The organism is Thiohalorhabdus sp. Cl-TMA (assembly GCF_041821045.1).
Taxonomy (GTDB): Bacteria; Pseudomonadota; Gammaproteobacteria; order Thiohalorhabdales; family Thiohalorhabdaceae; genus Thiohalorhabdus; species Thiohalorhabdus methylotropha.
Genome location: NZ_JBGUAW010000002.1, coordinates 417,326 through 441,146 on the forward strand (window position 1 = coordinate 417,326; position 23,821 = coordinate 441,146).

17 protein-coding genes, 1 pseudogene and 1 riboswitch are annotated in these 23,821 nt (G+C 63.6%); of the genes and pseudogenes, 2 read left to right on the forward strand and 16 right to left on the reverse strand.

Going from position 1 to position 23,821, the window contains the following annotated elements:
* Positions 1-444: 444 nt before the first annotated feature.
* Together ACERLL_RS04300 and ACERLL_RS04305 are read right to left on the reverse strand one after the other, a co-directional pair.
* The gene (locus ACERLL_RS04300; protein WP_373654816.1) at positions 445-1,434 is read right to left on the reverse strand and encodes a zinc-dependent alcohol dehydrogenase family protein; all 990 of its coding nucleotides are present in this window, start codon (positions 1,432-1,434) and stop codon (positions 445-447) included.
* A gap of 147 nt (positions 1,435-1,581) precedes the next feature.
* Positions 1,582-2,514: a LysR family transcriptional regulator gene (locus tag ACERLL_RS04305; RefSeq protein ID WP_373654850.1), complete on the reverse strand. Its 933-nt coding sequence runs from the start codon at positions 2,512-2,514 to the stop codon at positions 1,582-1,584.
* A 142-nt stretch (positions 2,515-2,656) separates the two neighbouring features.
* Here ACERLL_RS04305 and metE point away from each other — a divergent pair, with 142 nt between their 5' ends.
* Positions 2,657-4,948 carry a 5-methyltetrahydropteroyltriglutamate--homocysteine S-methyltransferase gene (gene metE, locus ACERLL_RS04310; protein WP_373654817.1) on the forward strand — a complete coding sequence of 764 codons (2,292 nt, stop codon included), beginning with the start codon at positions 2,657-2,659 and terminating at the stop codon, positions 4,946-4,948.
* Positions 4,949-5,019: 71 nt separating this feature from the next.
* Here metE and ACERLL_RS04315 read toward each other — a convergent pair whose 3' ends face one another.
* The 8 genes from ACERLL_RS04315 to ACERLL_RS04350 all read right to left on the reverse strand — a co-directional run bounded on the left by ACERLL_RS04315 (position 5,020) and on the right by ACERLL_RS04350 (position 16,113).
* Positions 5,020-5,568: a gamma-glutamylcyclotransferase gene (locus tag ACERLL_RS04315; RefSeq protein WP_373654818.1), complete on the reverse strand. Its 549-nt coding sequence runs from the start codon at positions 5,566-5,568 to the stop codon at positions 5,020-5,022.
* Between the two features lie 64 nt (positions 5,569-5,632).
* Positions 5,633-7,522 carry a phosphomethylpyrimidine synthase ThiC gene (gene thiC / locus ACERLL_RS04320; RefSeq protein WP_373654819.1) on the reverse strand — a complete coding sequence of 630 codons (1,890 nt, stop codon included), beginning with the start codon at positions 7,520-7,522 and terminating at the stop codon, positions 5,633-5,635.
* A 143-nt stretch (positions 7,523-7,665) separates the two neighbouring features.
* Positions 7,666-7,772: riboswitch (TPP riboswitch) on the reverse strand.
* A gap of 314 nt (positions 7,773-8,086) precedes the next feature.
* Entirely contained in the window at positions 8,087-8,653 is a 567-nt protein-coding gene (locus ACERLL_RS04325; protein WP_373654820.1) for a nitrous oxide reductase accessory protein NosL, read from the reverse strand.
* An 11-nt stretch (positions 8,654-8,664) separates the two neighbouring features.
* Positions 8,665-9,498: an ABC transporter permease gene (locus ACERLL_RS04330; RefSeq protein WP_373654821.1), complete on the reverse strand. Its 834-nt coding sequence runs from the start codon at positions 9,496-9,498 to the stop codon at positions 8,665-8,667.
* 190 nt (positions 9,499-9,688) lie between these two features.
* On the reverse strand, positions 9,689-10,627 hold the full coding sequence (locus tag ACERLL_RS04335) for an ABC transporter ATP-binding protein (protein ID WP_373654822.1): 939 nt from the start codon (positions 10,625-10,627) through the stop codon (positions 9,689-9,691).
* Entirely contained in the window at positions 10,624-11,877 is a 1,254-nt protein-coding gene (locus ACERLL_RS04340; protein WP_373654823.1) for a nitrous oxide reductase family maturation protein NosD, read from the reverse strand. Before ACERLL_RS04340 ends, ACERLL_RS04335 begins: the two co-directional genes overlap by 4 nt.
* 70 nt (positions 11,878-11,947) lie before the next feature.
* A complete protein-coding gene (nosZ, locus tag ACERLL_RS04345; protein ID WP_373654824.1) occupies positions 11,948-13,897 on the reverse strand; it encodes a TAT-dependent nitrous-oxide reductase in 1,950 nt (649 codons plus the stop codon).
* 68 nt (positions 13,898-13,965) lie between these two features.
* The gene (locus ACERLL_RS04350; protein WP_373654825.1) at positions 13,966-16,113 is read right to left on the reverse strand and encodes a 4Fe-4S binding protein; all 2,148 of its coding nucleotides are present in this window, start codon (positions 16,111-16,113) and stop codon (positions 13,966-13,968) included.
* 247 nt (positions 16,114-16,360) lie between these two features.
* Between ACERLL_RS04350 and ubiT the strand changes: the two genes are divergently transcribed.
* On the forward strand, positions 16,361-16,972 hold the full coding sequence (gene ubiT, locus ACERLL_RS04355) for a ubiquinone anaerobic biosynthesis accessory factor UbiT (RefSeq protein ID WP_373654826.1): 612 nt from the start codon (positions 16,361-16,363) through the stop codon (positions 16,970-16,972).
* 6 nt (positions 16,973-16,978) lie between these two features.
* Here the strand turns inward: ubiT and ACERLL_RS04360 are convergent, their stop codons facing one another.
* The 6 genes and pseudogenes from ACERLL_RS04360 to ACERLL_RS04385 all read right to left on the reverse strand — a co-directional run.
* A complete protein-coding gene (locus ACERLL_RS04360) occupies positions 16,979-17,314 on the reverse strand; it encodes a LuxR C-terminal-related transcriptional regulator (protein ID WP_373654827.1) in 336 nt (111 codons plus the stop codon).
* A gap of 72 nt (positions 17,315-17,386) precedes the next feature.
* Positions 17,387-17,899, reverse strand: a complete 513-nt coding sequence (fae, locus tag ACERLL_RS04365) for a formaldehyde-activating enzyme (protein WP_373654828.1) — start codon at positions 17,897-17,899, stop codon at positions 17,387-17,389.
* A 793-nt stretch (positions 17,900-18,692) separates the two neighbouring features.
* Positions 18,693-19,949: an OmpP1/FadL family transporter gene (locus ACERLL_RS04370; protein ID WP_373654829.1), complete on the reverse strand. Its 1,257-nt coding sequence runs from the start codon at positions 19,947-19,949 to the stop codon at positions 18,693-18,695.
* 609 nt (positions 19,950-20,558) lie between these two features.
* The gene (locus tag ACERLL_RS04375; protein WP_373654830.1) at positions 20,559-22,547 is read right to left on the reverse strand and encodes a PAS domain-containing sensor histidine kinase; all 1,989 of its coding nucleotides are present in this window, start codon (positions 22,545-22,547) and stop codon (positions 20,559-20,561) included.
* An 80-nt stretch (positions 22,548-22,627) separates the two neighbouring features.
* On the reverse strand, positions 22,628-23,446 hold the full coding sequence (locus ACERLL_RS04380) for an acyl-CoA dehydrogenase family protein (RefSeq protein WP_373654851.1): 819 nt from the start codon (positions 23,444-23,446) through the stop codon (positions 22,628-22,630).
* Positions 23,447-23,464: 18 nt separating this feature from the next.
* Positions 23,465-23,815: pseudogene (locus ACERLL_RS04385) on the reverse strand (acyl-CoA dehydrogenase family protein); the annotation flags it as partial.
* Positions 23,816-23,821: the final 6 nt, after the last annotated feature.

Sequence of the window (23,821 nt, forward strand, 5' to 3'; positions counted from 1 at the left end):
GCGCTGATCCCGGTCGGACAGCGGCTGCGGCGGGCGCGGCGTTATGTCCGGCGCAGCCAGTGCCACTATACCTATTTTTGCGTAGAATCTCAGTCCTGTATCGATTATGGAATCAGGAATCCTCCGTGGAGCGTCGGCTTGCCTGATCCTGCCGATATGGTTGTCCGGAGATAAATAATCGGTACGTTCCCGCCTGTTGCGGCCTTCGGCGGCGCAATTTGCCGGTACGGATGCCGGGCACCTTACGAGGCTTCCCCTTACCATGTCCCAGCATGGCCCGTTCCGACCGTTCCTGAACAGCCCGGCGCTGCTTTCGCGGTGTCATGCCGTTCCCGGCCGTTTCCCGCTTTTCAGGGGAAACGGCATGTTCCGTCCGGGCTGCACCAGCCGCACCTGTTTCCAGGGTGTGCCTTTATCCGGCTTCACCGTGGTCTCCGCCGACACTCACACGGTGACGACGATCTTGCCCACTTGTTGGTTCGATTCCAGAAAGCGGTGCGCTTCCTGGATCTCATCGAGCGGAAAGGTCTTGCTGATGGCGGGCGCGAGATCGCCGGAGGTCACTCCTTCCAGGATGAAGCGCTTGGCGCTCTCCAGGCGTTCCGGGTCGGACACGATCTCGGCGTACAGATAGCCCTTCAGCGTCAGCTGCTTGCCCAGAACGGGGAAAACCGGAAACGGCGTGGGCTGCGTGCTCAGCGCGCCGTACTCCAGCAGGATCCCGCCCGGCGCCATGGCCTCGGTCAGGGGCTCCAGCAAGGGGCCGCCGATGGGATCGAAGACCACCCGGGCCCCCCCACCGCCCGTAATCTCCGCGACGCGGGCGGGCAGGTCCTCCTCCTCGGTGGCCACCACGTGGTCCGCGCCGGCGTCGAGCAGGGACTGGCGCTTGGCGGTGGTGCGCGTGGTGGCGATGCTGGTGGCGCCCACCTTCCGTGCGATCTGGAAGGCGGCAAGGCCCACGCTGCTGGAGGCGGCCGTGATGATGACGGCATCGCATGCGCCGAGCCGGGCCTGATCGACGAGCCCGCCGTAGGCCGTGACGAAGGGCATCCAGAGCGCGGCCGCCTGCTCGAACGACAAGGTTTCCGGATGCTTGACCACCAGGGACGCGGGCAGGTTGGCCATCTCGCCGTAGGTGCCCCAGTGGGCGATGTCGAGGGGCGGGATCAGGCTGACGGCATCGCCTTCCCGGAAGCCCTCCGCGCCGGCCCCCACCTTCCGGACGGTGCCGGCGGCCTCGTAGCCGAGCCGGCTCGGGAGCTCGGCCTCCTGCAAGTAGGCGTTATTGCGGAACATGGCTTCCGCCCGGTTCAGTCCGATGGCCCGGACGTCGATCTGGACCTCGCCCGGGGCGGGATCGGGCACGTCGAGCTCCTCCATGCGCTGGACTTCCGGTCCGCCGTATTCGTGGATCCGAACGATACGCGGCATATCGGTCTCCTCTTCGGGTCTCGCTGGCTCCAAGGGTGGACGGAGGGCCTTTGCCGGGTTGATGTCTAGGGCCCGGTTCGTCCCAATGCCGGCCCGGCCGGATGGGTGCCGATGGCCTTGGCGGCGGTGGTATGCCTCCGCGCCAGGTCAGGAGGGGTCGTTTCCCGGCACCGGCCGGATATGGGTCAGCACGCGCGTCGACTCGATGGCGGCGGTGCGCGTGAAGGCGGTCATGTAGGGGCGCTCCGCCTCGCCCTGGCGGATGGCCATGTACAGGGTTCCCGCCATGCCCTGCTCGCCCAGGGGAACACCGGTCACGCTGCCCCGCTCCAGGTGGTCCTCCATGGCCCAGGCGGGCAGCGCGGCGAAGCCGCGGCCGCTGGCCACGAGCTGCAGGAGCATGGCGGTGAGCTCCGTGGTCCGCACCTGCGCCGGCTCGATGCCGGCCGGACCCAGGAAGCGGGTGAAGATGTCCAGCCGCTGGCGCTCCACGGGATAGGTGATGAGCGTTTCGCCCGCCAGATCGCTCGGATCGGCCCAGGGCCGCCCGGCCAACGGATGGTCCGGCGGCGCCGCCAGTAGTACCTGGTAGCGGAACAGCGGCAGGTAGGTGATGCCGGAGAGGTCCTGGGGGTCCGAAGTGATGACCAGATCAACGTCGCCGCGCACCAGCGCGGGCAGCGGCTCCACCCGGAAGCCCACGGTGAGGTCCAGGGAGACCTCCGGCCACTGCCGGCGGTAGGTGTCCAGGGTGGGAATCAGCCAGTCGAAGCAGCTGTGGCACTCCAGGGCGATATAGAGCCGCCCGGCCTCCCCGGCGGCCAGGGAGGCCAGCTCCTGCTCGGCGGACTGGATCTCGGGCAGGAAGCGGTCCGCCAGGGAAAGCAGCCGGTCCCCGGCCTGGGTGAAGCGGAGGGGACGGCTCCGGCGGTGATAGAGCGAGACCCCCAGGCGATCCTCCAGCTCCCGGACCCGGTGGGACAGGGCCGAGGGGGTCAGGTGGAGGCGGCCGGCAGTGCGCTCCAGGCTGCCGGTTTCCCGCAGCAGGCTGAGCAGGTGGAGGTGGTGTCGCTCGATGATCACCGGGGCCCTCCGGGAACATTCCGGGCCATGGGCAGATATTCCTGAAGTTTTTTCATGTATATCTACAATATTTCCAAATGGATTCATTGATCAAGCGGGCTTACGCTGAATGGGTCTTTCTGCAACGGAGGTGCAAACCATGGTTCAGGCCCATTCGCTCGGCTTTCCCCGCATCGGCGTCCACCGGGAGATGAAAAAGGCCGTGGAGGCCTATTGGTCCGGCGAAAGCAGCCGGGAGGGGCTGGAAGACGCCGGCCGCGAGCTGCGCGCCCGGCACTGGCGGCAGCAGGCCGAGGCCGGCCTGGACTACGTGCCGGTGGGCGATTTCTCCTGGTACGACCACGTGCTCGACACCAGCGTCCTGCTCGGGGCGGTGCCGGAGCGCTTCAGCAAGTCGGCCCGCAACGTGGACCTGGACACCTACTTCCGCATGGCCCGCGGCAAGTCGTCGGATGGGGCCGAGGCCACGCCCTGCGAGATGACCAAGTGGTTCGATACCAACTACCACTATCTGGTCCCCGAGCTGCATGCCGGCATGATCTTCGAGCAGGGCTCGAGCAAGCTGTTCGACGAGACCCGCGACGCCATCGAGCAGGGCTACCACCCCAAGCCCGTGCTGGTGGGTCCGCTCACCTGGTTGTGGCTGGGCAAGGCCAAGGGCGAGGACTTCGACAAGCTGGAGCTGCTGGACCGGCTGATCCCCGCCTATGTGCGGATCCTGGGCCGGCTTTCCGAGATGGGCGCGGAGTGGGTGCAGCTGGACGAGCCTATCCTGGCGCTGGACCTGCCCGAGGAGTGGCGGGAAGGGTTTACCCGCGCCTATAACCTGCTGGTGAACCGGGGCCCCAAGGTGATGGTGGCCGCTTACTATGGAAGCCTGGGCGACAATCGTGACCTGGCATGCTCGGTGCCGGTGGATGGCCTGCACGTGGACGGCGTGCGCGGGGCGTCGGAGCTGGAGGGCGTGGCCGAGGCCCTGCCTCCCGGGACGCTTCTGTCGGCGGGCGTGATCGACGGCCGTAACGTCTGGCGGGCCGACCTGGAGCAGCTCCTGGCACGGCTCCGGGACCTGGAGCGCGTTCTCGGATCCGAGCGGCTCTGGGTGGCGCCCTCCTGCTCCCTGCTCCACGTGCCGGTGGACCTGGCGGAGGAGCACGGTCTGGACGAGCAGCTTCGCGGCTGGCTCGCCTTCGCGGTGCAGAAGCTGGACGAGGTGGCGCTGCTGAAGCGGGCCTTGAACGAGGGGCGCGAGCCGGTGGCCAAGGAGCTGACAGTGAGCGCCGCCGCGGCCGGTTCCCGCCGCGAATCGGACCGCGTCCGCCGGGACGGGGTCCGCGAGCGGCTGGCCGGCCTTACCCCGGCCATGGCGCGGCGGGACCATCCCTATGCGGAGCGCCGACGCCACCAGCGGACCAATCTGCGCCTTCCCGAGCTGCCCACCACCAGCATCGGCTCCTTCCCGCAGACGGCGGAGATCCGCCGGGCGCGGCGTGAGTACAAGGCCGGGCGGCTGTCGGAGGCCGACTACGATGCCGCCATGAAGGCCACCATCGCCGAGGACGTGCGCCTGCAGGAGGAGATCGGCCTGGACATGCTGGTGCACGGCGAGCCCGAGCGCCCCGACATGGTGGAGTACTTCGGCCAGCAGCTCGACGGCTTCGCCTTCACCACCAACGGCTGGGTGCAGAGCTACGGCTCCCGCTGCGTGCGCCCGCCGGTGATCTACGGCGACGTGAACCGCCCCGAGCCCATGACCGTGGACTGGTCGCTGTACGCCCAGTCGCTTACCGACAAGCCCATGAAGGGCATGCTCACCGGCCCGGTGACCATCCTGCAGTGGTCCTTCGTGCGCGACGACCAGCCGCGCGCCGATACCGCCCGCCAGATCGCCCTGGCCATGCGCGACGAGGTGAGCGATCTGGAGTCCGCCGGCCTGCGCGCCATCCAGGTAGACGAGCCGGCCCTGCGCGAGGGCCTGCCGCTGCGCCGGGCGGACCGGCAGGACTATCTGGACTGGGCGGTGGAGGCCTTCCGCATCGCCACCAGCGGCGTCTCCGATGCCACACAGATCCATACCCACATGTGCTACGCCGAGTTTAACGACATCATCGAGACCATCGCCGCCCTGGATGCCGACGTGATTTCGGTGGAAGCGTCGCGCTCGGAGATGGAGCTGCTGGAGGTCTTCCGGGACTACGAGTACCCCAACGAGATCGGCCCGGGCGTCTACGACATCCACTCGCCGCGCGTCCCGAGCGTAGAGGAGATGGTGGCGCTACTGGAGAAGGCCGAGCAGGTTATCCCGCGCGACCGGCTGTGGGTGAACCCCGACTGTGGCCTCAAGACCCGCGGTTGGGAGCAGGTCCGTCCGGCCCTGGGGCACATGGTGGCCGCAGCGCGCAAGATGCGGGAGCGTCAGCCGGTTAGCTGAGCGGGGTAGGCTGTCCCGCAAGAAGGCCCGCTAAGTGGCGGGCCTTCTTGCGGTTGGGTGCCGGTGCGTGGTCAGGCCGGTGCCTGCAGGCCCAGCTGCGCCGCCAGCTCATCCATGTGGGGCTCCTGGATGCCGAGAGTGCGCAGGCCTTCCCAGGTCTTGGCCACGTATTCGGTGTTCGGGCCGGAGCGGCCGGCGGCCCGCCGGATGATGGCGGCCGCCTCCGGGGTGGAGAAGTCCGTGCGGCAGCGAGGATGGTCGGGGTTGGCCACGTAGGTCAGGGCCGTCTCCTCGCCGCCGGCCACCCACACCGGCAGCCAGGCCCGCTGGTACACCGAGTCGCCCAGCTCGCGCTGGTCCAGATTGGCCTGGACCTCGGCCTCCCGGCCGCGCGGGACGCGGAAGGCCACGCCCCGGCAGACGGTTGCCTCGGCAGGGATCAGCCCCAGCACCAAGCCGGGGAATTCCCAGGTGCCGCGGTGGTCGTGGGTGTAGACGCAGAAACGGCGGGCGAAGCCCCGAACTTCGGCCAAATGGGCTTCCTCGTGGGGAAAGCCCGGGTTCCACACCAGACTGCCGAAGCCGAAGACCCACATTGGCTGGTCCCTCGTTGATGCCATGCACCCCCAGTTTAACCCGGGCCCTGCGGGTGGTCAGGGGCCTTTCCGGGAGCTCTCGCCGGCCCTATTGCTCGTGGTACAGCTTGCCGCCGCTTTCGCGGAATTCCACGGCCTTTTCCTGCATGCCCGCCTCCAGGGCCGTCTCGCTGTCCACGCCCTGGGCCGCGGCGTAGTCGCGCACCTCCTGGGTGATCTTCATGGAGCAGAAGTGCGGGCCGCACATGGAGCAGAAGTGGGCCACCTTGGCGGAATCCTGCGGCAGGGTCTCGTCGTGGAACTCCTTGGCCTTGTCCGGATCCAGGCCGAGGTTGAACTGGTCCTCCCAGCGGAACTCGAAGCGCGCCTTGGAAAGGGCGTTGTCGCGCACCTGGGCGCCCGGGAAGCCCTTGGCCAGGTCGGCGGCGTGGGCGGCGATCTTGTAGGTGACGATGCCCTCGCGCACATCGTGCTTGTTGGGCAGGCCCAGGTGCTCCTTGGGCGTCACGTAGCACAGCATGGCCGTGCCGTACCAGCCGATGTTGGCGGCGCCGATGCCGGAGGTGATGTGGTCGTAGCCGGGGGCGATGTCGGTGGTCAGCGGGCCCAGGGTGTAGAAGGGCGCCTCGCTGCAATCACTCAGCTCCGCCTCCATGTTCTCCTTGATGCGCTGCATGGGCACGTGGCCCGGCCCCTCGATCATCACCTGGCAGTCGTTGGCCCAGGCCCGATCGGTGAGCTCGCCGAGGGTGCGCAGCTCCGCCATCTGCGCCTCGTCGTTGGCGTCGAACACCGACCCCGGGCGCAGGCCGTCGCCGAGCGAGAAGGAGACGTCGTAGGCCTTCATGATCTCGCAGATCTCGTCGAAATGCGTGTAGAGGAAGGACTCGGTGTGGTGGGCCAGGCACCACTTGGCCATGATGGAGCCGCCTCGGGAAACGATGCCGGTCTTGCGCTTGGCGGTCATGGGCACGAAGGGCAGGCGCACCCCGGCGTGGATGGTGAAGTAGTCCACGCCCTGCTCGGCCTGCTCGATGAGCGTGTCGCGGAACAGCTCCCAGGTGAGCTCCTCGGCTTTGCCGTTCACCTTCTCCAGGGCCTGGTACATGGGCACTGTGCCGATGGGGACCGGGGAGTTGCGCAGGATCCACTCGCGGGTCTCGTGGATGTGCTTGCCGGTGGACAGGTCCATGACCGTGTCCGCGCCCCAGCGGATGGCCCAGATCATCTTCTCCACCTCCTCGTCGATGGAGGAGGTAACCGCCGAGTTGCCGAGGTTGGCGTTCACCTTCACCCGGAAGTTGCGGCCGATGGCCATGGGCTCCGACTCGGGGTGGTTAATGTTGGCCGGGATGATGGCGCGGCCCGCGGCCACCTCCTGGCGCACGAATTCGGGGGTGAACTCCTCGGGCAGGGCGGCGCCGAAGGATTCCCCGGGGTGCTGGGCCAGTAGTCCGGCGGCCTCGTAGGCCTCGCGCATCTCGGCCAGCCGGTTGTTCTCCCGGATGGCGATGTATTCCATCTCCGGGGTGATGATGCCCCGGCGGGCGTAGTGCATCTGGGTGACGTTGGCGCCGTCCGTGGCGCGGCGCGGCGTGCGCAGGTGCTCGAAGCGCAGCCCGGCGGTGGCCGGATCCTCGCGGCGCTCCCGGCCGAAGGCGGAGGTAGGGCCGTCCAGCGCTTCGCTGTCGGCCCGCTCGGCGATCCAGCCGGCGCGCACGTCGGGCAGGCCGCGGCGCAAGTCGATGTCCGCCTCCGGATCCGTGTAGGGGCCGGCGGTGTCGTAGACGGTGATCGGCGGATTGTCCTCGGCGCCGAACTGCGTGGAGGTGGGCGACTGGGCGATCTCACGCATGGGCACGCGCAGGTCCGGGCGGCTGCCCGTCACGTGGATCTTCCGGCTGCCGGCGAACGGCCGGCGGACCTCGTCCGCCACGCGGGTGGCGCCTTCCTGGACGGCTTGCGTCTGGGTGCTCATCTTTGCTTCCTCCCCCGGCCGAACCGCCGGTGGCTCGAAAAGGCGAATTCAGGTTCGGAGGAGGCGAGACGGCAAGGGGCGGGCGGGAGTCGGCAAAGGATGGACAGAAGGCAGGGGCCCACGACGGACGCCCACGCACAGCCGAACGGATGCCGCACTCTTCCTGCGCCGGTATTACCCGGTTCAGGTTCCAAGGGTCGTCCCGCCCAACGGGACCTCTCAGCCGTTCCCGGCTCCCCCGAGTGGTAACTGCCCATGTTGCCCCAGCCACCACTCCCAAGCAAGTAGGGGCGCTTACAGAGGTATAACCACGGAGTATACGGAGGCTGGCCACCAAGGTGGTCAGGGGATTGTTTGTGCGGCCCGATGGCTTTGCCCAGAGGCCGAGCTGTCGTTGCGGGAGTGGCTTTCAGCCGCGACTTATTTGCCGCTTCGGGGCGTCGCGACCGGAGGTCGCTCCCACAATGGATTTCTGCCCCGGAGGGCAGTCCGGAGCCCAGAATGGACAAAGCCCTGCGCGCTCCGTGCACTTCGTGGTGATTCGCCGATTGTAGAAGCTGGAATTCACGGGTGCGCAGCGGACGAGCCTGGCATATCGGCCCCGTGGCCCTCCCCCGAGCCGCCGCCCGGGAGGTCGGCCACCAGCGCCCGGTCGATGTCCTCAAAGCGCCGGATTTCGCCACCGTGGTCCGCGCGGAAGGCCTCGGCGGCGGACCGCCCGGCGAAGGAGGCCAGGGTCGGCCCCATGGCGCCGCGGCGGTCGCTCCCCACCACGTAAAAGGCCTCCCGGGCGGGTATCCAGGCGGGGTCCGTTTTGTTGGGCCGGTCCCAGGGGGTCACCCCCATGTCGTTCACGTAAAGCGCCCGGATGCGGTGGGCACGGGGACTGTCCCCCTCCAGCAGGTAGGCGAAGAAGTCCCGGGTGGAGCAGAAATGCCTCGGCTCCGATTTGCCCTTCAGGAAGAGCTGGGCCTTGGGGCCCGGGTAGTCCACCACGGTCATCCCGCATACGGCGCAGGCGGCGGAGCGGTCCGGGGCTTCCGGATCCGGAGCGGCCGTTCGCTGTCCCCCGCCGCTGCAGGCGAGCAGGAGCAGGGCCACGGAGAGGGCGGCAAAAAGGTTTCGCGTCATGGAACGGCCTCCTAAGCGGCCTCGCCGCGATTGAACAGCCACGCCGCCAGGGCCAGCGGTGCGACCACCCAGGCGGCCAGCGCCGCGAGTAGCAGGGTGCGGGAAAAGAGGGCCTCCGGTACAACCGAGACCAGTCCCGAGCTGCGGGCCACCGCGTCGAATCCCGCTAGGTTGATCAGGCGGTAGACGTCGGCCGGATTGAGCAGAAGCAGGTAGGGAAAGACACCGCCGCCCACCGCGCCCTCGGTGGCCACCAGCAGGCCCAGCAGGACCAGGTCGAAGAACAGCGCGAAGGCGAACCAGAGCAGCAGCGCCATGCCGGCGGCCCGGGTCTTTTCCGCCGCCGCCGCGGAGACCACGTAGGCAAGGCTCTGGAAGGCCAGGGCCAGCAGGATGGAGGTGGCGACGAACAGGCCGAAGGCCTCCCAGGCCTCCGGTCCCCCCGCTTCGGGGCTGAGCATCGCCAGGAGTCCTCCGGCCACGCTGAATCCCAGCAGGATGGAGAGGGTCAGGATGGCCGCCTGGCCGAGGAACTTGCCCACGAAGATCTGCCAGCGCTGCACCGGATAGCCGAGCAGCAGGAGTAGGGTGCCCTGCTCGCGCTCGCCGACGATGGCGCCGTAGCAGAGCACCAGGGCGATCAGCGGGATCAGGTAGATGGCCAGGCTGGTGAGGCTGGCGATGGTCACGCCCATGGGCGTGAAGCCCACGCGGCCGCTGGGGGCCGCGCCGAAGTAGGCGAGGGCCAGGGCGAGCACGGCGAGGGCCACGGACACGGCCAGCACCCACCGGTTGCGGACGCCGTCGCGGAATTCCTTCCGGGCCAGGGCGAGGGTGGGGGTCATTGCATAATCCCGGGCTTGGGCTGGTCACTTTTACGTGGAAGGCGGTCTTGGTGGGGGCGACCTCCGGTGGTGGCGGGGAGGCTGCCCGAGAATGTCGCGACCGGGAGGCCGCCCCCACAGGCCCTTGTCCGCGCCAAAGGCCCGGAAAGGGCGAGGGTCGCTTGCCCGGCATCGGTCCCCCGGTTCGCCATCAGCCGGCCCCTTCCCCGGCCAGGCCGAAATGGCTGTAGATGTCCGCCAGGGAAGGCGGCGCCACCTCCACATCGGAGACCGTTTCGGTGGCGGTTACCCGCTCCAGGACGGTGAGCTTCTGCGCCTCGCCGCAGGTTACCCGCAGGCCGTCCCCGTCGCCCTCTGCGCCCACGTTCTCCAGGGCGTTCAGCGTATCGCGAAGGCCGCCCAGGTCCCGGCCACGGACGCGGATGCGGATCCGCAGCCCGGCGCGCTGCCGGAGGGCGCGCAGGTTCCCCTCCGCCAGCAGGCGGCCATGACCGAGAATGGCCAGGGTGTCGGCGCGCTCCTCGATCTCGGCGAGGATATGGGAGGACAGGATGATGGTGGCGCCGCGGGAGCGAAGCTCTTCCAGCCGGGCGTAGAATTCCTCCGTGGCCTGGGGGTCCAGGCCCACAGTGGGCTCGTCCAGCAGGAGCATATCGGGCTCGCCCAGCAGCGCCTGCGCCAGTCCCAGGCGCTGCCGCATGCCCTTGGAATAGGTGCGTACCTTGCGGTCGCCTGCCCGCTCCAGGCCCACCCCCGCCAGCACCTCCCGGCACCGGCGACGGCCCACGCCCTTGAGGTCGGCGAAGAAGCCCAGCACCTCCGCGCCGGTGAGCTGGTCGTAGAAGGCCACGTTCTCCGGCAGGTAGCCTACCCGGCGGCGGGTCTGGGCACCCTCGGCGCCGCGGGGCTCCCGTCCCAGCAGCCGCACCCGTCCGGTGGTGGGCGTGAGGATGCCGAGGAGCATCTTCATCACCGTGGTCTTGCCCGCGGCGTTATGCCCGATCAGCCCCAGGATCCGGCCCTTCGGCACGTGCAGGTCCAGCTCGCGAACGGCCTCCGTATCGCCGAACCGCTTGCTCACCCCGGCCAGCTCGGCGGCCACGGCCTCCGTGCCCTCTTCAAAGCTCATGAACCGATCCCTTGCGGATCCATCAGGGGATGGCGGTCCGTGACGCCCGGATTGCGCAGGGCCGGGAACTGCCGCTGGATCCAGCGCAGGGTCTGCACCGCCGGGCTCTTGAGCAGGATGCGCGCCAGCGGGTATTTCCAGACGAGCCGGTCCACCACGTCGTTGGGGCGGTAGGGAATGTCGCCCACGCCGTCACCGTTCGTGTCCCAGCCCATGTAATCGCTCCAGTAATTGCCGCGGCCGTCCAGGGACCACTCCTGCTCCCGGTTGCCCACGTATTTCACCTGGTTGCGGGAGTGCAGGAAGGCGTTGCGGTGGATCCGGTTATGGAAGGAGCCCGCCGTGAGGTGAATGCCCACCTCGCAGCCCTTGAAGCGGTTTTGATGCAGGTCGTTGTACTGGGCGTTGTAGACGAAGGCGCATTTCTCCGGACCGGGGGCGACCCGGTTGTGGTGAATCGCGCTTTTCTTCACGTAGTTGAGAAGGAAGCCGTAGTCCTCGTCGCCGTCGGAACGGTTGTGGTGCACCTCGAGGCCGTCCGACATCATCAGGGCGTAGCCCGCCCGGGTGTTGTTGGTGCGGTTGCCGGTCACCTCGTTGCGGTGGGAGTACATGTAGTGGACCCCGTAGCGGAGGTGGTGGAAATGGTTGGCGTGGATGACGTTGCCGCCGTGGGAGACCTCGATGTAGATGCCGTCGCGGGTCTCCCAGACCTCGTTGTCCGCCACCAGGGCCCCGGAGACGTTCCACAGCTGGATGCCGTTCCCCCGCTCGGGGGAGACCACCTCCGTATTGCCGTGGATGCGGTTGCCCCGGATCACGGGAGCGTGGGCCCCGTCCACCCAGACGCCCCAGGCGGTGTGGTCGATGAAGCATTCCTCGATGCGGGTGCCGGCGGCCTCCTGCTCCACGAACACCCCGGCGTTCATGGCGTTCAGGTCCATGCCGGAATCGCGGATCTCCAGGTTGCGGATGGCGATCCCGGGCGCGGAGACCCGGATCACGTCCCCGGAGCCGCCGCCGTCCAGCACCGCGCCTTCCCTGCCCAGCAGGGTCAGGGGCTTGGTCAGGGTCAGGTTGTTCACCGGGTGCCGCCCGGCCGGTACCACCACGGTATCCCCTTCCGCTGCCCGCGCTACCACGGTCTGCAAAGACTCCCCGGGCGCCGGACGGACCTCGGCCGCGGACAGGGGGAGGGAAACCGTACACAGCAGGGCCAGCAGGCCCGGCAAGTGGCGAAAGATTCGCAAGTCGGAACCGCCTCTCTCCGGAACATGGGCCGGGGACGGGCGCCGCCGCCCCCGGACGCGTCAGCGGCCTTCAGGCCTTCTCCACGATCATGCGGCCGCGCATCTCCATGTGGAGGGCGTGGCAGAACCACTGGCAGTAGTACCAGTGCACCCCGGGCTCGTCGGCGGTGAACGTCACCGAGGAGGTCTGCTGCGGCGAGATCTCCATGGCCACGTCGAAGTTGGTCAGCGTGAAGCCGTGGGTCAGGTCCTCGATGTTGTCCACATTGGTGAGCGCCACCGTCACCTCGTCGCCTTCCTGAACCCGGAGCTCGGTGATGTGGTAATTGGGCGCCGAGGAGGTCATATAGACCCGCACCTGGTTGCCGTCGCGGACCACCTTGTTGGCCTTGGTCAGGTCGCTGATGCCGTCGGCCTTTGCCTGGGCCTTGATGTCGTCGAACCACGGGTCGTCCCGCGACCAGATCTTGCGGGGATTGACCTGGTCGGCCCGGGCCATCACGCAGTCGTGGGGCTCCGAGAAGGTGGGGCCGTCATGGACGATCCGCATCTTGTCGCCGGAGATATCGATGAGCTGGTCGTTCTCCGGCTTCAGGGGACCCACGTTGAGGAACCGGTCCTTGGAGAACTTCTGGAGGCTCACCAGCCACTTGCCGTCGGCGTCCTTGGTTTCCGCCAGGGTGGCGTTGTTGTGGCCGGGCTGGTAGTGGACGTCCAGCTTCTGTTTGATGGGATTGGTGTCGCCGCCCTGGAACGCCTCGATGGCCTCCTGGATGTTCCACTTGGCGATCCGGGAGTCGATGAACAGCGTTGTGTAGGCGTTGCCCCGCCCGTCGTAGGTGGTGTGCAGGGGGCCGAGGCCCAGCTCCGGCTCGGCGACCACTGCCTCCCGGGGGTTCTTCATGGCACCCCTGAAGTAGGCGTCGAGCTTGTCGATCTCCACCACCGTGACGGTGGGCGACAGCTTGCCGTTGGCGACGAAGTACTTGCCGTCGGGGGTGGTGTTGATGCCGTGCGGACCCTTGGGTACGGGGATGTACATGGTCAGGTCCGAGCCCTTGGTGCCGTCCACCACCGGCACGTCCGAGTCGCCGATGGTCTTGTAGCGGCCCTTCTTGACCGCCTCCTCGATGCGCGGGATGTCGAATACCACCACGTGGTCCCGGTCCTTGCGCATCATGCCCGCCAGATGCGCGGCGTTCTCCGAGTTGTAGCAGGTGGAGAAGGCGTACCGGCCCTTGTAGTCGCAGTTGGTGTTGTCCAGGTTGCCGTCCACCAGCACCTGCCACTTCACCTCCATAGTGTCGGAGTCCACGCCCGCGAAAACCGTCTGGTACTTGTCGGGGCTGTCCATGTCCCGTCCGTCGTTGGGCTGCGGGATCATGAACTCGCAGTTGCAGAACAGGTAGCCCGTCTTGGGGTGCTTCTGCGGGCGCACGCCGTGTACCGCCTGGGCGTTGGGGATCTGGACGATCTTGTCGGTCTTCATGATGTCCAGGCGAATACGGGCCACCCGGGAGTTCGCCTTGTCGTTGATGAAGCAGTAGCGGCCGTCGTAGCTGCCCTCCGTCAGGGACAGATGGGGGTGGTGGGTATCGCCGTTACGCAGCACGCCGCCCTGCTTGTCGGCGCGCCGTTTACCCGCCGGGGTCAGTCCCTCATAGAGGATCTTGCGGGATTCGTTGGTGATTCCCCAGCCGGTGGCGCCGTCCCAGTTGAATACGGGGATGCGCAACAGCTCGCGCATGGACGGCACCCCCATGATCCGGAGCTCGCCGCTCTGCCCGGCGCTCCAGAAGCCGTAGTAGGTATCCAGCTCGCCGGGGGCCACGTGGGCGTCCTGCTTGCCCTCCGCCGCCCGGGCTGGACTGCTGGAAAGGGGCCAGCTGCCCGCCGCCAGGCCGGCTCCCACCACGGCGCTGCTGGCGGTGGTGCCGAAGAACTGGCGCCGGGTGAGCCCGGTCGGGGATTCCGCTTCGGTTTCCGGCGGTTGCTCGGGCGCCTTTTCGTCGTCGGTCATGCTTCTCCCTCCTATGCCGCTGGGGCGTGGTGTCGGGCCCCTCTGGCGGGCCCGGCATGTTCAGTCGTTCACCGGCTCGATCCGGGGCTCCGTCCCGCCCAGGGCTTCTTCCATCTCCCGGGCCTTGCGGCGCGCCTTCGGGCCGCGCTCGCGGCGCTTGCGGCGCTGCACCATGGGCGGGCACTTGTGCTCGTTCCAGTAGGTGGTCTGGCAGTCCAGGCAGAAGTGGCACTCGTTGGGGTTGATGTGCCCCTCGGGGTGGATCGCCTGGACCTCGCATTCGTTGGCGCAGATTTGGCAGGGGCTGCCGCACTCCTTGTGGCGCTGTGGCGCTTGAGCCAGTCGAACAACCGGATGCGTGCCGGGATGGCGAGCGCCGCGCCGAGGGGGCACAGGTAGCGGCAATAGAATTTGTGCTGGAAGGCCGAGGCCACCACCAGCAGCTCGGCGTAGAGGGCGAAGCCCCACTCGCGGAAGAAGTGCATGGTGATGGCGGTCTTGAAGGGCTCCACCTCCGCGTATTTCTCCGCGGTGGCCATGGACTGCAGGCTGAGGCCGAACAGCACCAGCAGGATCACGTACTTGATGGCCCACAGCCGCTCGTGGACCTTGAACGGCACCTCGATCTGGGGCAGGCGCAGGAGGTAGCGGCCGATATAGTTGGCGTAGTCCTGCAGGGCGCCGAAGGGGCACAGCCAGCCGCAGTACACGCCGCGGCCCCAGAGCAGCAGGGAGACCGCAACGAAGGTCCAGAGGATGAACACCAGGGGGTCCATCAGGAAGGTGGTCCAGGAGAACTCGCCGATCACGGCGTTGGCGAAGGTGAGCACGTTCACCACCGAGAGCTGTGCCAGTGCGTACCAGCCGATCCAGAACAAGGTGAACAGCAGGAAGCCGCGCCGCAGGTAGAAGAGTAGGCGGGGGCGCTTGGCCAGCCACTCCTGGAAGACCAGGATGGCGGTCAGCAGGATCAGCGCCGTGACCAGGACACCGATCTGCACCGTCTTGTCGAGCCAGATGCGCTTCCAGGTGGGCAGGGGCTCCGCTGGCGGCTCCGCGGCAATGAAGTACTGCTCGGGGAGCTGATAGCGCCCGTTGAAGTTGACGAACTCCCTTTTCAGCGGGGTCACGGAGCGTCCCACCCGCAGCACCATGCTCCAGGGCGCGCCCGGGTCCAGCTCGAACTTCTCGCGGACCTTGAAGATGCCCAGCTCCTCGAAGGGCGGATGGCCCTCGCTCGCCAGGGAGCCGATGCGCTGATGATCGAGGTCCTGGAAGGTCACCGTGTCGATGCCCTGCTCCAGGCGGATGCGGTCGAAGATGCCGCCCCGGACGTAGCCGCTGCCCTTGAAGGAGTAGGGCCCCGTGCCCATGATCAGCAGGGCGTGCTCGCCTTCCTCGAGCCGGTCCATGAGCCGCCGGTACCGGGACTCGCCAAGGAGGTTGCGGCCGATAGTGGGAGCGTTCAGGTAGGCGAAGTAGAGGTCGATGAAGCGGTCATCGCCCTGCAGGCCGGCCAGCTCGCTGCCCGACCACTGCTCGGTGACGCCCTGTTCCGCGAAGCGCTCGTTGACCTCCTTGGCGGTGAGGTGCAGGTACCGGATGGCCCCCTCGCCGAGCAGCTCCTTCCAGGATTTCTCCTTGAACAAGTCGGTTTTGATGGTGGCCGGCTCGCGCTCGGCGGCCACCTCACCCTCGATGATGCCGCGGCTCCGGGCCATGCGCCGGGCGGCGGCCATGACCGTGTCGTTGGCCGCCATCACCGTAACCGTGGCACCGCTGATGCCGTCCAGGGCGATGGTGCTCCCCTCGCCGCCGCCGCCCACCTTGGCGTGCGCGGTCACGGGGACGCCCGCGAACTGGTCCACGAAGTCGAACAGGGTGGATTCGGGGATGCCGATCTTGAGGATGGGCTCCTCGTGGTGGAGCACCTTCACCCCGGTAATGGTGCCCCGGGTGTCCATGCCCACCAGCATCACCACCGGTTTGCCGGAATAGGCGGGGATATGCACCACCTCGCCGGTGATGAATACATAGCCCACCACCTTCCCCCCCGCGCCTTTCCCTCCGCCCGAACGGCGCCCCTTGTACACGGGCGCGGCCGGAGGGTCGCCCCGGGGCTCGCCCACCGATTTGCCCGCCTCGGGCATCACCTCCCGCACGGGATAGCGCTCGGCGAAGGACTCGGCGGCCACCGCCGCGCCCGCCTGGAGCAAGACGAGAACCCCGAGGGTGATAGCCAGCAATGGTTGAGCGGGGCGGGGGCTATTCAAGGTTGTCCGCATATGGGTGTTATCCCCGAGCCGGGTGTGGCAAATGCCGCAATATTTTTGGGGGAATATAGGCGTTGAATGGCGCGGGGGAAATGATTGTTGTCAATGCAATGCAACATCGGGGAGGCCGAGACTTGCCGCGCTACCCGCTCGAGCGGGCACAGCCGCACGCCAGTCCCAGGAGGCGAACATGACCGACTTTCCCCATCCCCCGGTGCTGGTGGGCGCTTTCCGGCTCCACCTCCGGTGTTGTCCCGACTGCCTCCACAGCGCCGCGCTCAGCCGGGTTTGGAATCATGTGGTGGCGGGGCAGGCCTTCGGGCGCCGCATGCGGGACCTGGAGGGCAACCGGATCGCCGTGGAGGTTACCGAAACCGGCAATGCCTGGAGCTTTCAGGTCCGCGCGCCCCGCCTCCACCCCATCCGTGGCGAGTGCGGATGGGATGTGCGCGTGCGCGGCCGCGCCGAGGATTTGCTGCGCCTGGCGCTGGGGATGGAGGACGCCGACACGCTATTCTTCAACCGGCGCCTGTGCATGGAGGGGGATACGGCCACCGGGCTGTACTTGAAGAACTTGCTGGATGCCCTGGAGGTGGACTGGGAGGCGCATAGCAGGGCGATCACGATGACCCTGCCAGGACCACTACGGAAATCGGCCCGGGAAATCCTGCGGCGTGTTCGGCCGGAACAGCGCCTGGCGGCCCTACGGCGGCTTTTGCCACGGAACCGGTTGGTAAATGGTACGGGGTACGAGACCCAGAGATCCTGGACTGGGCAGGGAAGTTATCAAGAAACGGGATAGGAAGGTTCAGGGAGGGTTTTGTTGTTTTAGAGTCTCGATTTCCTTTTCAAGAAAATCGATCCGGCTTCGAAGCAGCCAAACCGCTGCTTCCAATCGTGTCCTTGCCTTAATTTTGGGGAATATCCGGCGGACGTGGGTTTTGACCGTTCCGTCACATATTCCCAGCCTTCTTGCAATGTGCTTGTTCGTCAGTCCCTCCGCGATCAGAAAGAGAATTTCCCTTTCCCGTTCGGTCAGGTCGCAGCGCTCATTTCCCTCTACAAATTGATTCTGGTCGGATTGGTGCGGAGGGCAATTTGGTAGGTACGAGTATTGTCCTGGAGAGCGATACAGAAAGCTCATGGAGGAAGGCCTCTTTAATGGATATTCCAGTCTATACGGCGCTTCCCCGAATAGAGGAAGCGCCGGAGGATTTTAGCTGTGCGCCGCGAAAGGATGGTTTTCGTCCTTCCTCCGGGAAAGCATGTCTTGGACCTTGGGCTCCCCGGCCACAGCATTCTGGAGAGCCTCTTTGGTGGCTTGATAATTCCAGTCTTGGATCTTGTTGTCGTCCTCGGCTTCCCAGTGAATGAAAACCCCCACGCTCAAAAACAGGTCATCGGCCTGATCCAGGGGGATGGTGCCCTCTTCGACACAATCGGCTACCGCCATGGAGATGCCCCTCTGGGCCGGACCGAACATCTGGACCGCCTGTTTTTCGCCCTTAATGGTCACTTTATTGAATATCGCGGTGGCCGGCTTGACCATCAGGTTGGGGGCAATCACTGCCAAAAGCCCGTTGTGTCCTTCTTTTTGATTCGTCAGGGTTTGGCAGAACATGGTCTCGGCAGCGCTACCGCTCGGCCCCATGATCAGGTCAATGTGGGCCAATTCGGTATCGTCTCCGACGAGGGATTCTCCAACCAGCGTTTTCGAAATCTTTTGCATGATCTTGTTCCTTGTAGATTGGTTGCTTGACTACCAGTGTTCGAAGTGAACTACTTCCCGTGCCGGTGCTGAGTCTCCTTTCATCTAGCTGTTAGGCGGATCAGCGGAAAAGCCCGAAGGTCCGAAAGAGCCATGACGTTTCCTCTCAGCCCATTTAGGAAAATATCCAGAACCAAGCCGCATTCGATGGACAGGATTTTTTGGCAAATGCCAAATGCGGTGACCACCAATATGGCGGGGATGGCTCCGTTACCCGTCGCTTCAGGGATTTGCGGGTATACCGCGGAGAGGCCCATCTTTCCATAGGATGATTACGCTGTAGCGTTCCTCTAGATAGGCAAACTTTGTTCCAAAGATGGCTTCCTGAAAAATAATAAAAAAATCAAAGATTTGGCGTTTTGCGGGCTTATGGTGTGTCAAAGCGTCAGGTCAAATCGACATTTGGCGTGGAGAGAAGGAATGGTTATGGAAGGTGTAAATTCGAATTTTTCGAAAATACCGCTTTTCTGCTAGGGGGTGTTCAATGGTTCCGAGGAAAGGCTCCCTTTGGCGCCGGTACACGAATGGCGGTCACAAAGATTGAAACGGGAGGATTGGCGTTAGCCCTCTATTCCAAAGCGAAAAGGAAATATCGGATGTTGCCTGGGGGGCGGCGGCAGCCGGAGGAAGCGCTACACGAGGCTATTTGGGAATCGGCCGCCCGGGCCCGAACTAAAGGGGGACGGAAAGCCCCCCTTTTGCGCAATTGAGGGCCTTCGCCCCGCCTTCCAACCGGAGATGGTCGCCGACGGGATTACATTCTCCAGGTCAGCCCGAACCCAAGCTGCCAGGAAGAGACCCGGGCCTTGGTATGACCTCCGAAATCCCGGTCATTCTCGAACTGCCAGCCAAAATGGATGTCTCCATCCAGCCCTTCCATGACAAGGTCCTTATAGCCCAGCCCTACCGTGGCGCGGTGCTCGTAGATCACTACCGTTTGGGTGGCCTGAAGGTACTGAATAACAGGTGTCGACAATGGAATCACCTTGCCGCCCACGCCTGCCTGGACTTGGTCGAGCCCGCCCAGAGATTCGGGAGAATCCTTGTTTGGATCCTCGGCGTATCCATAGCCCAAACGGAACCGCCAATCACCGCTACTCAGTTGAGCTCCCAGGCTTCCCACCGTTTGGTCGTTATATACATCCCCCCAGAACTTGCTCTGTTCCCAGGATTTATGAATCACATCAAGGGCCAGCAGCAGCCTGCCATCCAATAGGCTGCGGTTTGACAAGCCAAAGCCCAGATTGGCCGGCTGCTCGACAGTCTGTGAGGAATAGGAGGGGAAGCCCCCGGAAGTGGAGTCGGTCTGGAAAGCGTTTTTGAAGGTGTGGCTGAGCTCGGTTTGGTAATACAAGGCGGTAGTCGTGTGGGCCGGAAGATCATAGGTGAGTCCCAGAGACCCGCGATATCCCAGGTCATGTACTTCGGCCCCGGAAGAGGCCAGTCCAGCGTCCAGCTGGGCAAAGCTGACGGTTAATGCGCCCCCGAGGCTAAGGCCATCGGCTAGCTCGAACCCACCACCGGCGTTGACTCCGAAAACGGTAAATTCCGCGCCGGCGCCGAGGCTTTTCGGCTCGTTTTTGAATTCCGCACCGATTCCGGAAATCGCGGAAAAACCGATTCCCAGGGTTCCGGGGATGCCGCCTCCGCGTAGATCCTGGGTAATGGCAATGTTCGGAACCGGAAAGGCCTGAGTGTTCGATTCCGCGTCGAATGCCGCACCGGTCACGCTCCCGTCGTGGTTGATCTCAACCCGAGGTTTGTAAAGCGTAGCTCCGAAGGCGGCTTGGGTTCCCCGGAATTGGCTGAGGGTGGCGGGGTTGCCGTACAGGGCGGAGGGTACGTCGAGCGGGGTAGCCAGACTGGTCCCGGCCATGCCGCCGGAAGCGGGCATCAGCGTATTGTGCAAATCGAACCCGTGGGGTCCGGCATTTGCCGGCAAAGCAGGGAGCCCTGATAAAAGCAGCACTGGAATGCAGGAGCGTCTGATGGAAACCTTTTTTGCGGGCATGGTTGGTCCTTTGTAAAGAAGGAAAAACGGTGCAAAGGAATTACAATGCCCTTAGCAATTGCTGTGCCGGAACGTAACCCGATAATTATAAAGTATAATTTTATTTTTTTTGGCGGCTTATTTTGGATATAGAGAAAATTTGTCATGTCATCGTGTCTTTTCTAAGGGGTTGGCTGAAAGCCGCAATGCCAGATAAAAGCAAAAAGATGGTAGCGTCAGGTAAAGGGTGATGAGGAACGGCGGTGGTTGAGGGCCGAAAGCTGGGCTCGGGAAGGGCGCCTTGCCTATAACCGAAGGGTTCCATTCAAGGACAATGCCCTGAGACCTTAGGTACTGAATTCGGCAAGGCCGGTTTGGTGCTCGAGTCCCCCAATTGGTCTCTGGAGATGTCCGGCCCGAGTTAAGGACTGCTTTGCTTGGTCAGGGGCTCAAAAATGGAAGGACAGCCCGCCCCGGCAGGAAGTGTCCTTTGCGCGAGCTGGTTTCTACCAAGTGGTGGTTATTGGCATTCCAGGAAAAAGGTTTTCAAGAAAGCAAGCAAGAGGGAGGGGAGGTAAAGCCCGGACCGGATGGCTACCCCTTACGCAGATCGGCGAAACTGCTGGGAATTCAGGATCCGGACAGGGCTTGGGTGTATCCTTCCAACGGTGGGAATTCTTTTTCTAGGGTCAGGGCAAAGGTCGCCCCTTTATTGATATTGTTGTAAGCGGTTAGTGAGCCACCATGAGAATCGATTATGGATTTTGTAATAGCAAGCCCCATGCCCGTACCGGATTTTTTGGTGGTAAAAAAGGGTTCAAATAACTTTTCCAGGAGACTGTCCGGTAATCCCGGCCCAGAATCTGTAACGGAAACATGGAGCGTTCCTTCCGAGTCCTCCCAGGTCTGAACGGTAATGGTTTGCCCCGCATTTTCATATTCAATCATGGCCTGGATACTATTGCGGATCAGGTTGAGAAGGGCCTGCTCTATTAGGACCCTATCCGCAATAAGAGACCCCGCGCCCTCGCCCAAATCTTCTAGAATGGTAATTCCTGTTTCGCGGGCTTCAATATTAGCGAAATGTACCACACCGTGAACGAATTCATTTAGAGAAAAAGTAGTAGGTGTGACCTCCTTCCTGGCAAACCGGCGAAGCCGGTTCATGATCTGTACAGCGCGATCCGCTTGTTCTTGAATACTCTCTGTCATGCGACGCAATTCTTTGGATTCAAGGCCTTCGTTGTCCATTAAACGAAGGCAGCTACTTCCATAATAAGCAATTGCTCCAAGGGGCTGGGCCAGTTCATGGATTAACTGGCTGCTCATCTCTCCGATAGTGGTTAATCTAGAAGCGTGGCAAAACTCCAACATTCGCTGGCGTTCTTGGTCCTGATTCTTCTTTTGTTCTGTTATATCGGACAATAGGGTATAAAATCCGATGGTAGTCCCGTCTTCCGATCGATCCGGTACGTAGGTTCCCCTAACAAATCGGGTTTCCCCGCCTGGAATAGGTAGCTCTGACTCGTATTCCACCCATTCTCCCGCGAGGGCGGATTGCACATGAGGTCGAATTTCCTCATAGACATTTTCCCCAAGCATGTCTTTTATGTGCTGTCCATAAAACTGCTCCCTTTTCCATCCAAACCAGTCTTCATAGGCCCTGTTATTAAAACGGTATCGCTCATCAGCGTCTATGTAGCCGATCAGGGCGGGTACAGTGTCGGTGATCAGGCGAAGCTGTTTCTCACTGTTGCGCAGGGCTAGCTCCGCATCTATGCGTTCCCGCTCGGCCTGAATCCGTGGTGTTACATCCTGGAAAATAACTATGGCGCCTTGAGGCGATGGGGTATCCGATAGAGGAGCCACCGTAATTTCAAGGAACAGGGGATCGTTTTGAGGGGTAATTAGTTTGTATACCTGTTCCGGGCCCGGACCGGATACAGGGGGGTTTTGATCTGACTGTATAAAGAGGCTTTGTAACCGTTTTTGCTCGTCATCAGGAAAGAAGTCTAGTAGTTTCTGGCCCAGAAGCTCCTGCTCGGTACTCTCAAGAAGGTTTTTGGCTTGTCGATTGACTGCAACAATTCGGCGATCCACGTTTAGTGTTACTACTCCTACTGGGGCCCGATCGAGCAAGCGGTCCAAATAGTGTGTTACTCGGGCCTGCCCTTCATGGAGGTTGGGGATATCGGCTTGGACCGCAGCCATGCGCCCACGGAAGATCTTGCGCTGCTGTGCCCTTTTTACCATTTCCTGGAAAATAGCCCCGAGCTCAGCATCATAATCCCCAGACCACAGTGTAATATCACTGCCCAGAAAAGGAGAAAAATGAAGTGCTTGCTTAAGTTTCTGGTGCTGCGAAGGAAAGGTAAGTATTAGAACAGGAATCCCGGTGTCCAATAGATGGGCTTGTTGCGCAATTTGAATTGGGTCATCGGCGGAGCGGCTAATAATCAGGGTAGAGGGAGAATTCCCTTGGTTTTTTATAAGGTCCTGGAATCCCTCCCTATCTGATACTTGCAGAAGGGACACTCGTTCCGGAATCAGCAACTGGAGTGGCTCGAAAGAATTCCGATCGGTGTCCACCAGAATAATGTACGGGTTATCTGCTTCCACATATTCTCCCATTAAAGTTGTTTTTGGGAGTTATGACGGTCCTAGCTTCTCGATTACTCCCGCCATTTATTTTTCCATGGTTAGGGGCTGAGAAGGGGTTGATCCAGTAAGGCTCTTCCCGCCCAGATCCGCAGGAGGTCGGTAGTGGGAGACATCACGTGCGCTGCTCGGGCGTCTCGGAGCATGCGATGAAGCTTGGACCCCTCTCCATAGGCCGTGCCCCCCATGAGCGTCATTACTTCATTGACGATATGCACAACGGCGTCTGCTGCTTCCGCCTTTGCTGAAAACACCGAAGTAAGACTGGAAGGCTGCCCCGCATCAAAAGATTGCGCCGCGTGGTATATGAGCTGTCGGGTTCGTTCGAATGTGCCCCAGAGCTCCCCCAAACGGTGCTGAACCACCGGTTGTTGAGCCAACGTCGAACCGCTGCTGGAGTAATGGCGCTGGCATAAATGCGTCTGGGCTTCCTCCAGGGCTCCCCCAGCAACCCCTAGATAGGTGCCAGCCATAGCCATTAAAAAATAGGGAACGATAACCTGGAATACATACCAGATCTGGTCCCCTTCCCTGCCCAGTAGATCGCGACGGTTAATAACAACATCATTCAGGGTGATCGTTCGGGAGGAATTTCCCCGGAGCCCGAGGCCTTGCCAATGAGGACCAATTTCCAACCCTTCGGCGTCTCCGGGGACTACTATGCAGGAGAATTGCCCCGGGGGGGCATGGGGCTCCGCCGCCACTGTGGAAACCACATATAGATCAGCATAACCCCCGTTGGTTACAAAGGTTTTTTTCCCCGAAACGCGAAACTGTTCAGGGGAAATGGCTTCCAGCGTGGTCTGAGGAAGGTAGAAATGCGTTCCGGTCCCCGGTTCGCTGAGAGAGAGGGTTGTCAAGTTGCCCCCCTCGACTATGGGACCAAGGTGCCGTTCCTGTTGGTAGGTGGTGGCCTTTGCAGCGATTACAGCGGTGCCGACACAATGCATCCCGAAGCACATGGCGGTTGACGCGCAATGCTGCCCAAGGGTCTCGCAGGATTGGGCAAGTGCTAGCAGTCCATATCCCAGACCGCCTGCCGAGGTGGGAGCTACCAAGCCCCCCAATCCGGCCTTTTGCAAACTGCGGAGGGACCTTTCGGGCCATGCCGCTTCCTGGTCTACCTGCTCGGCATTGGGCCCTGCCACCTCAAAAGCAATTTCTCGAATCGACTCAAGGGCCGTAGCTAGGCCTCCATCGTATTCAAATTCTGATCTCGGTGGTCCCATAGGTGC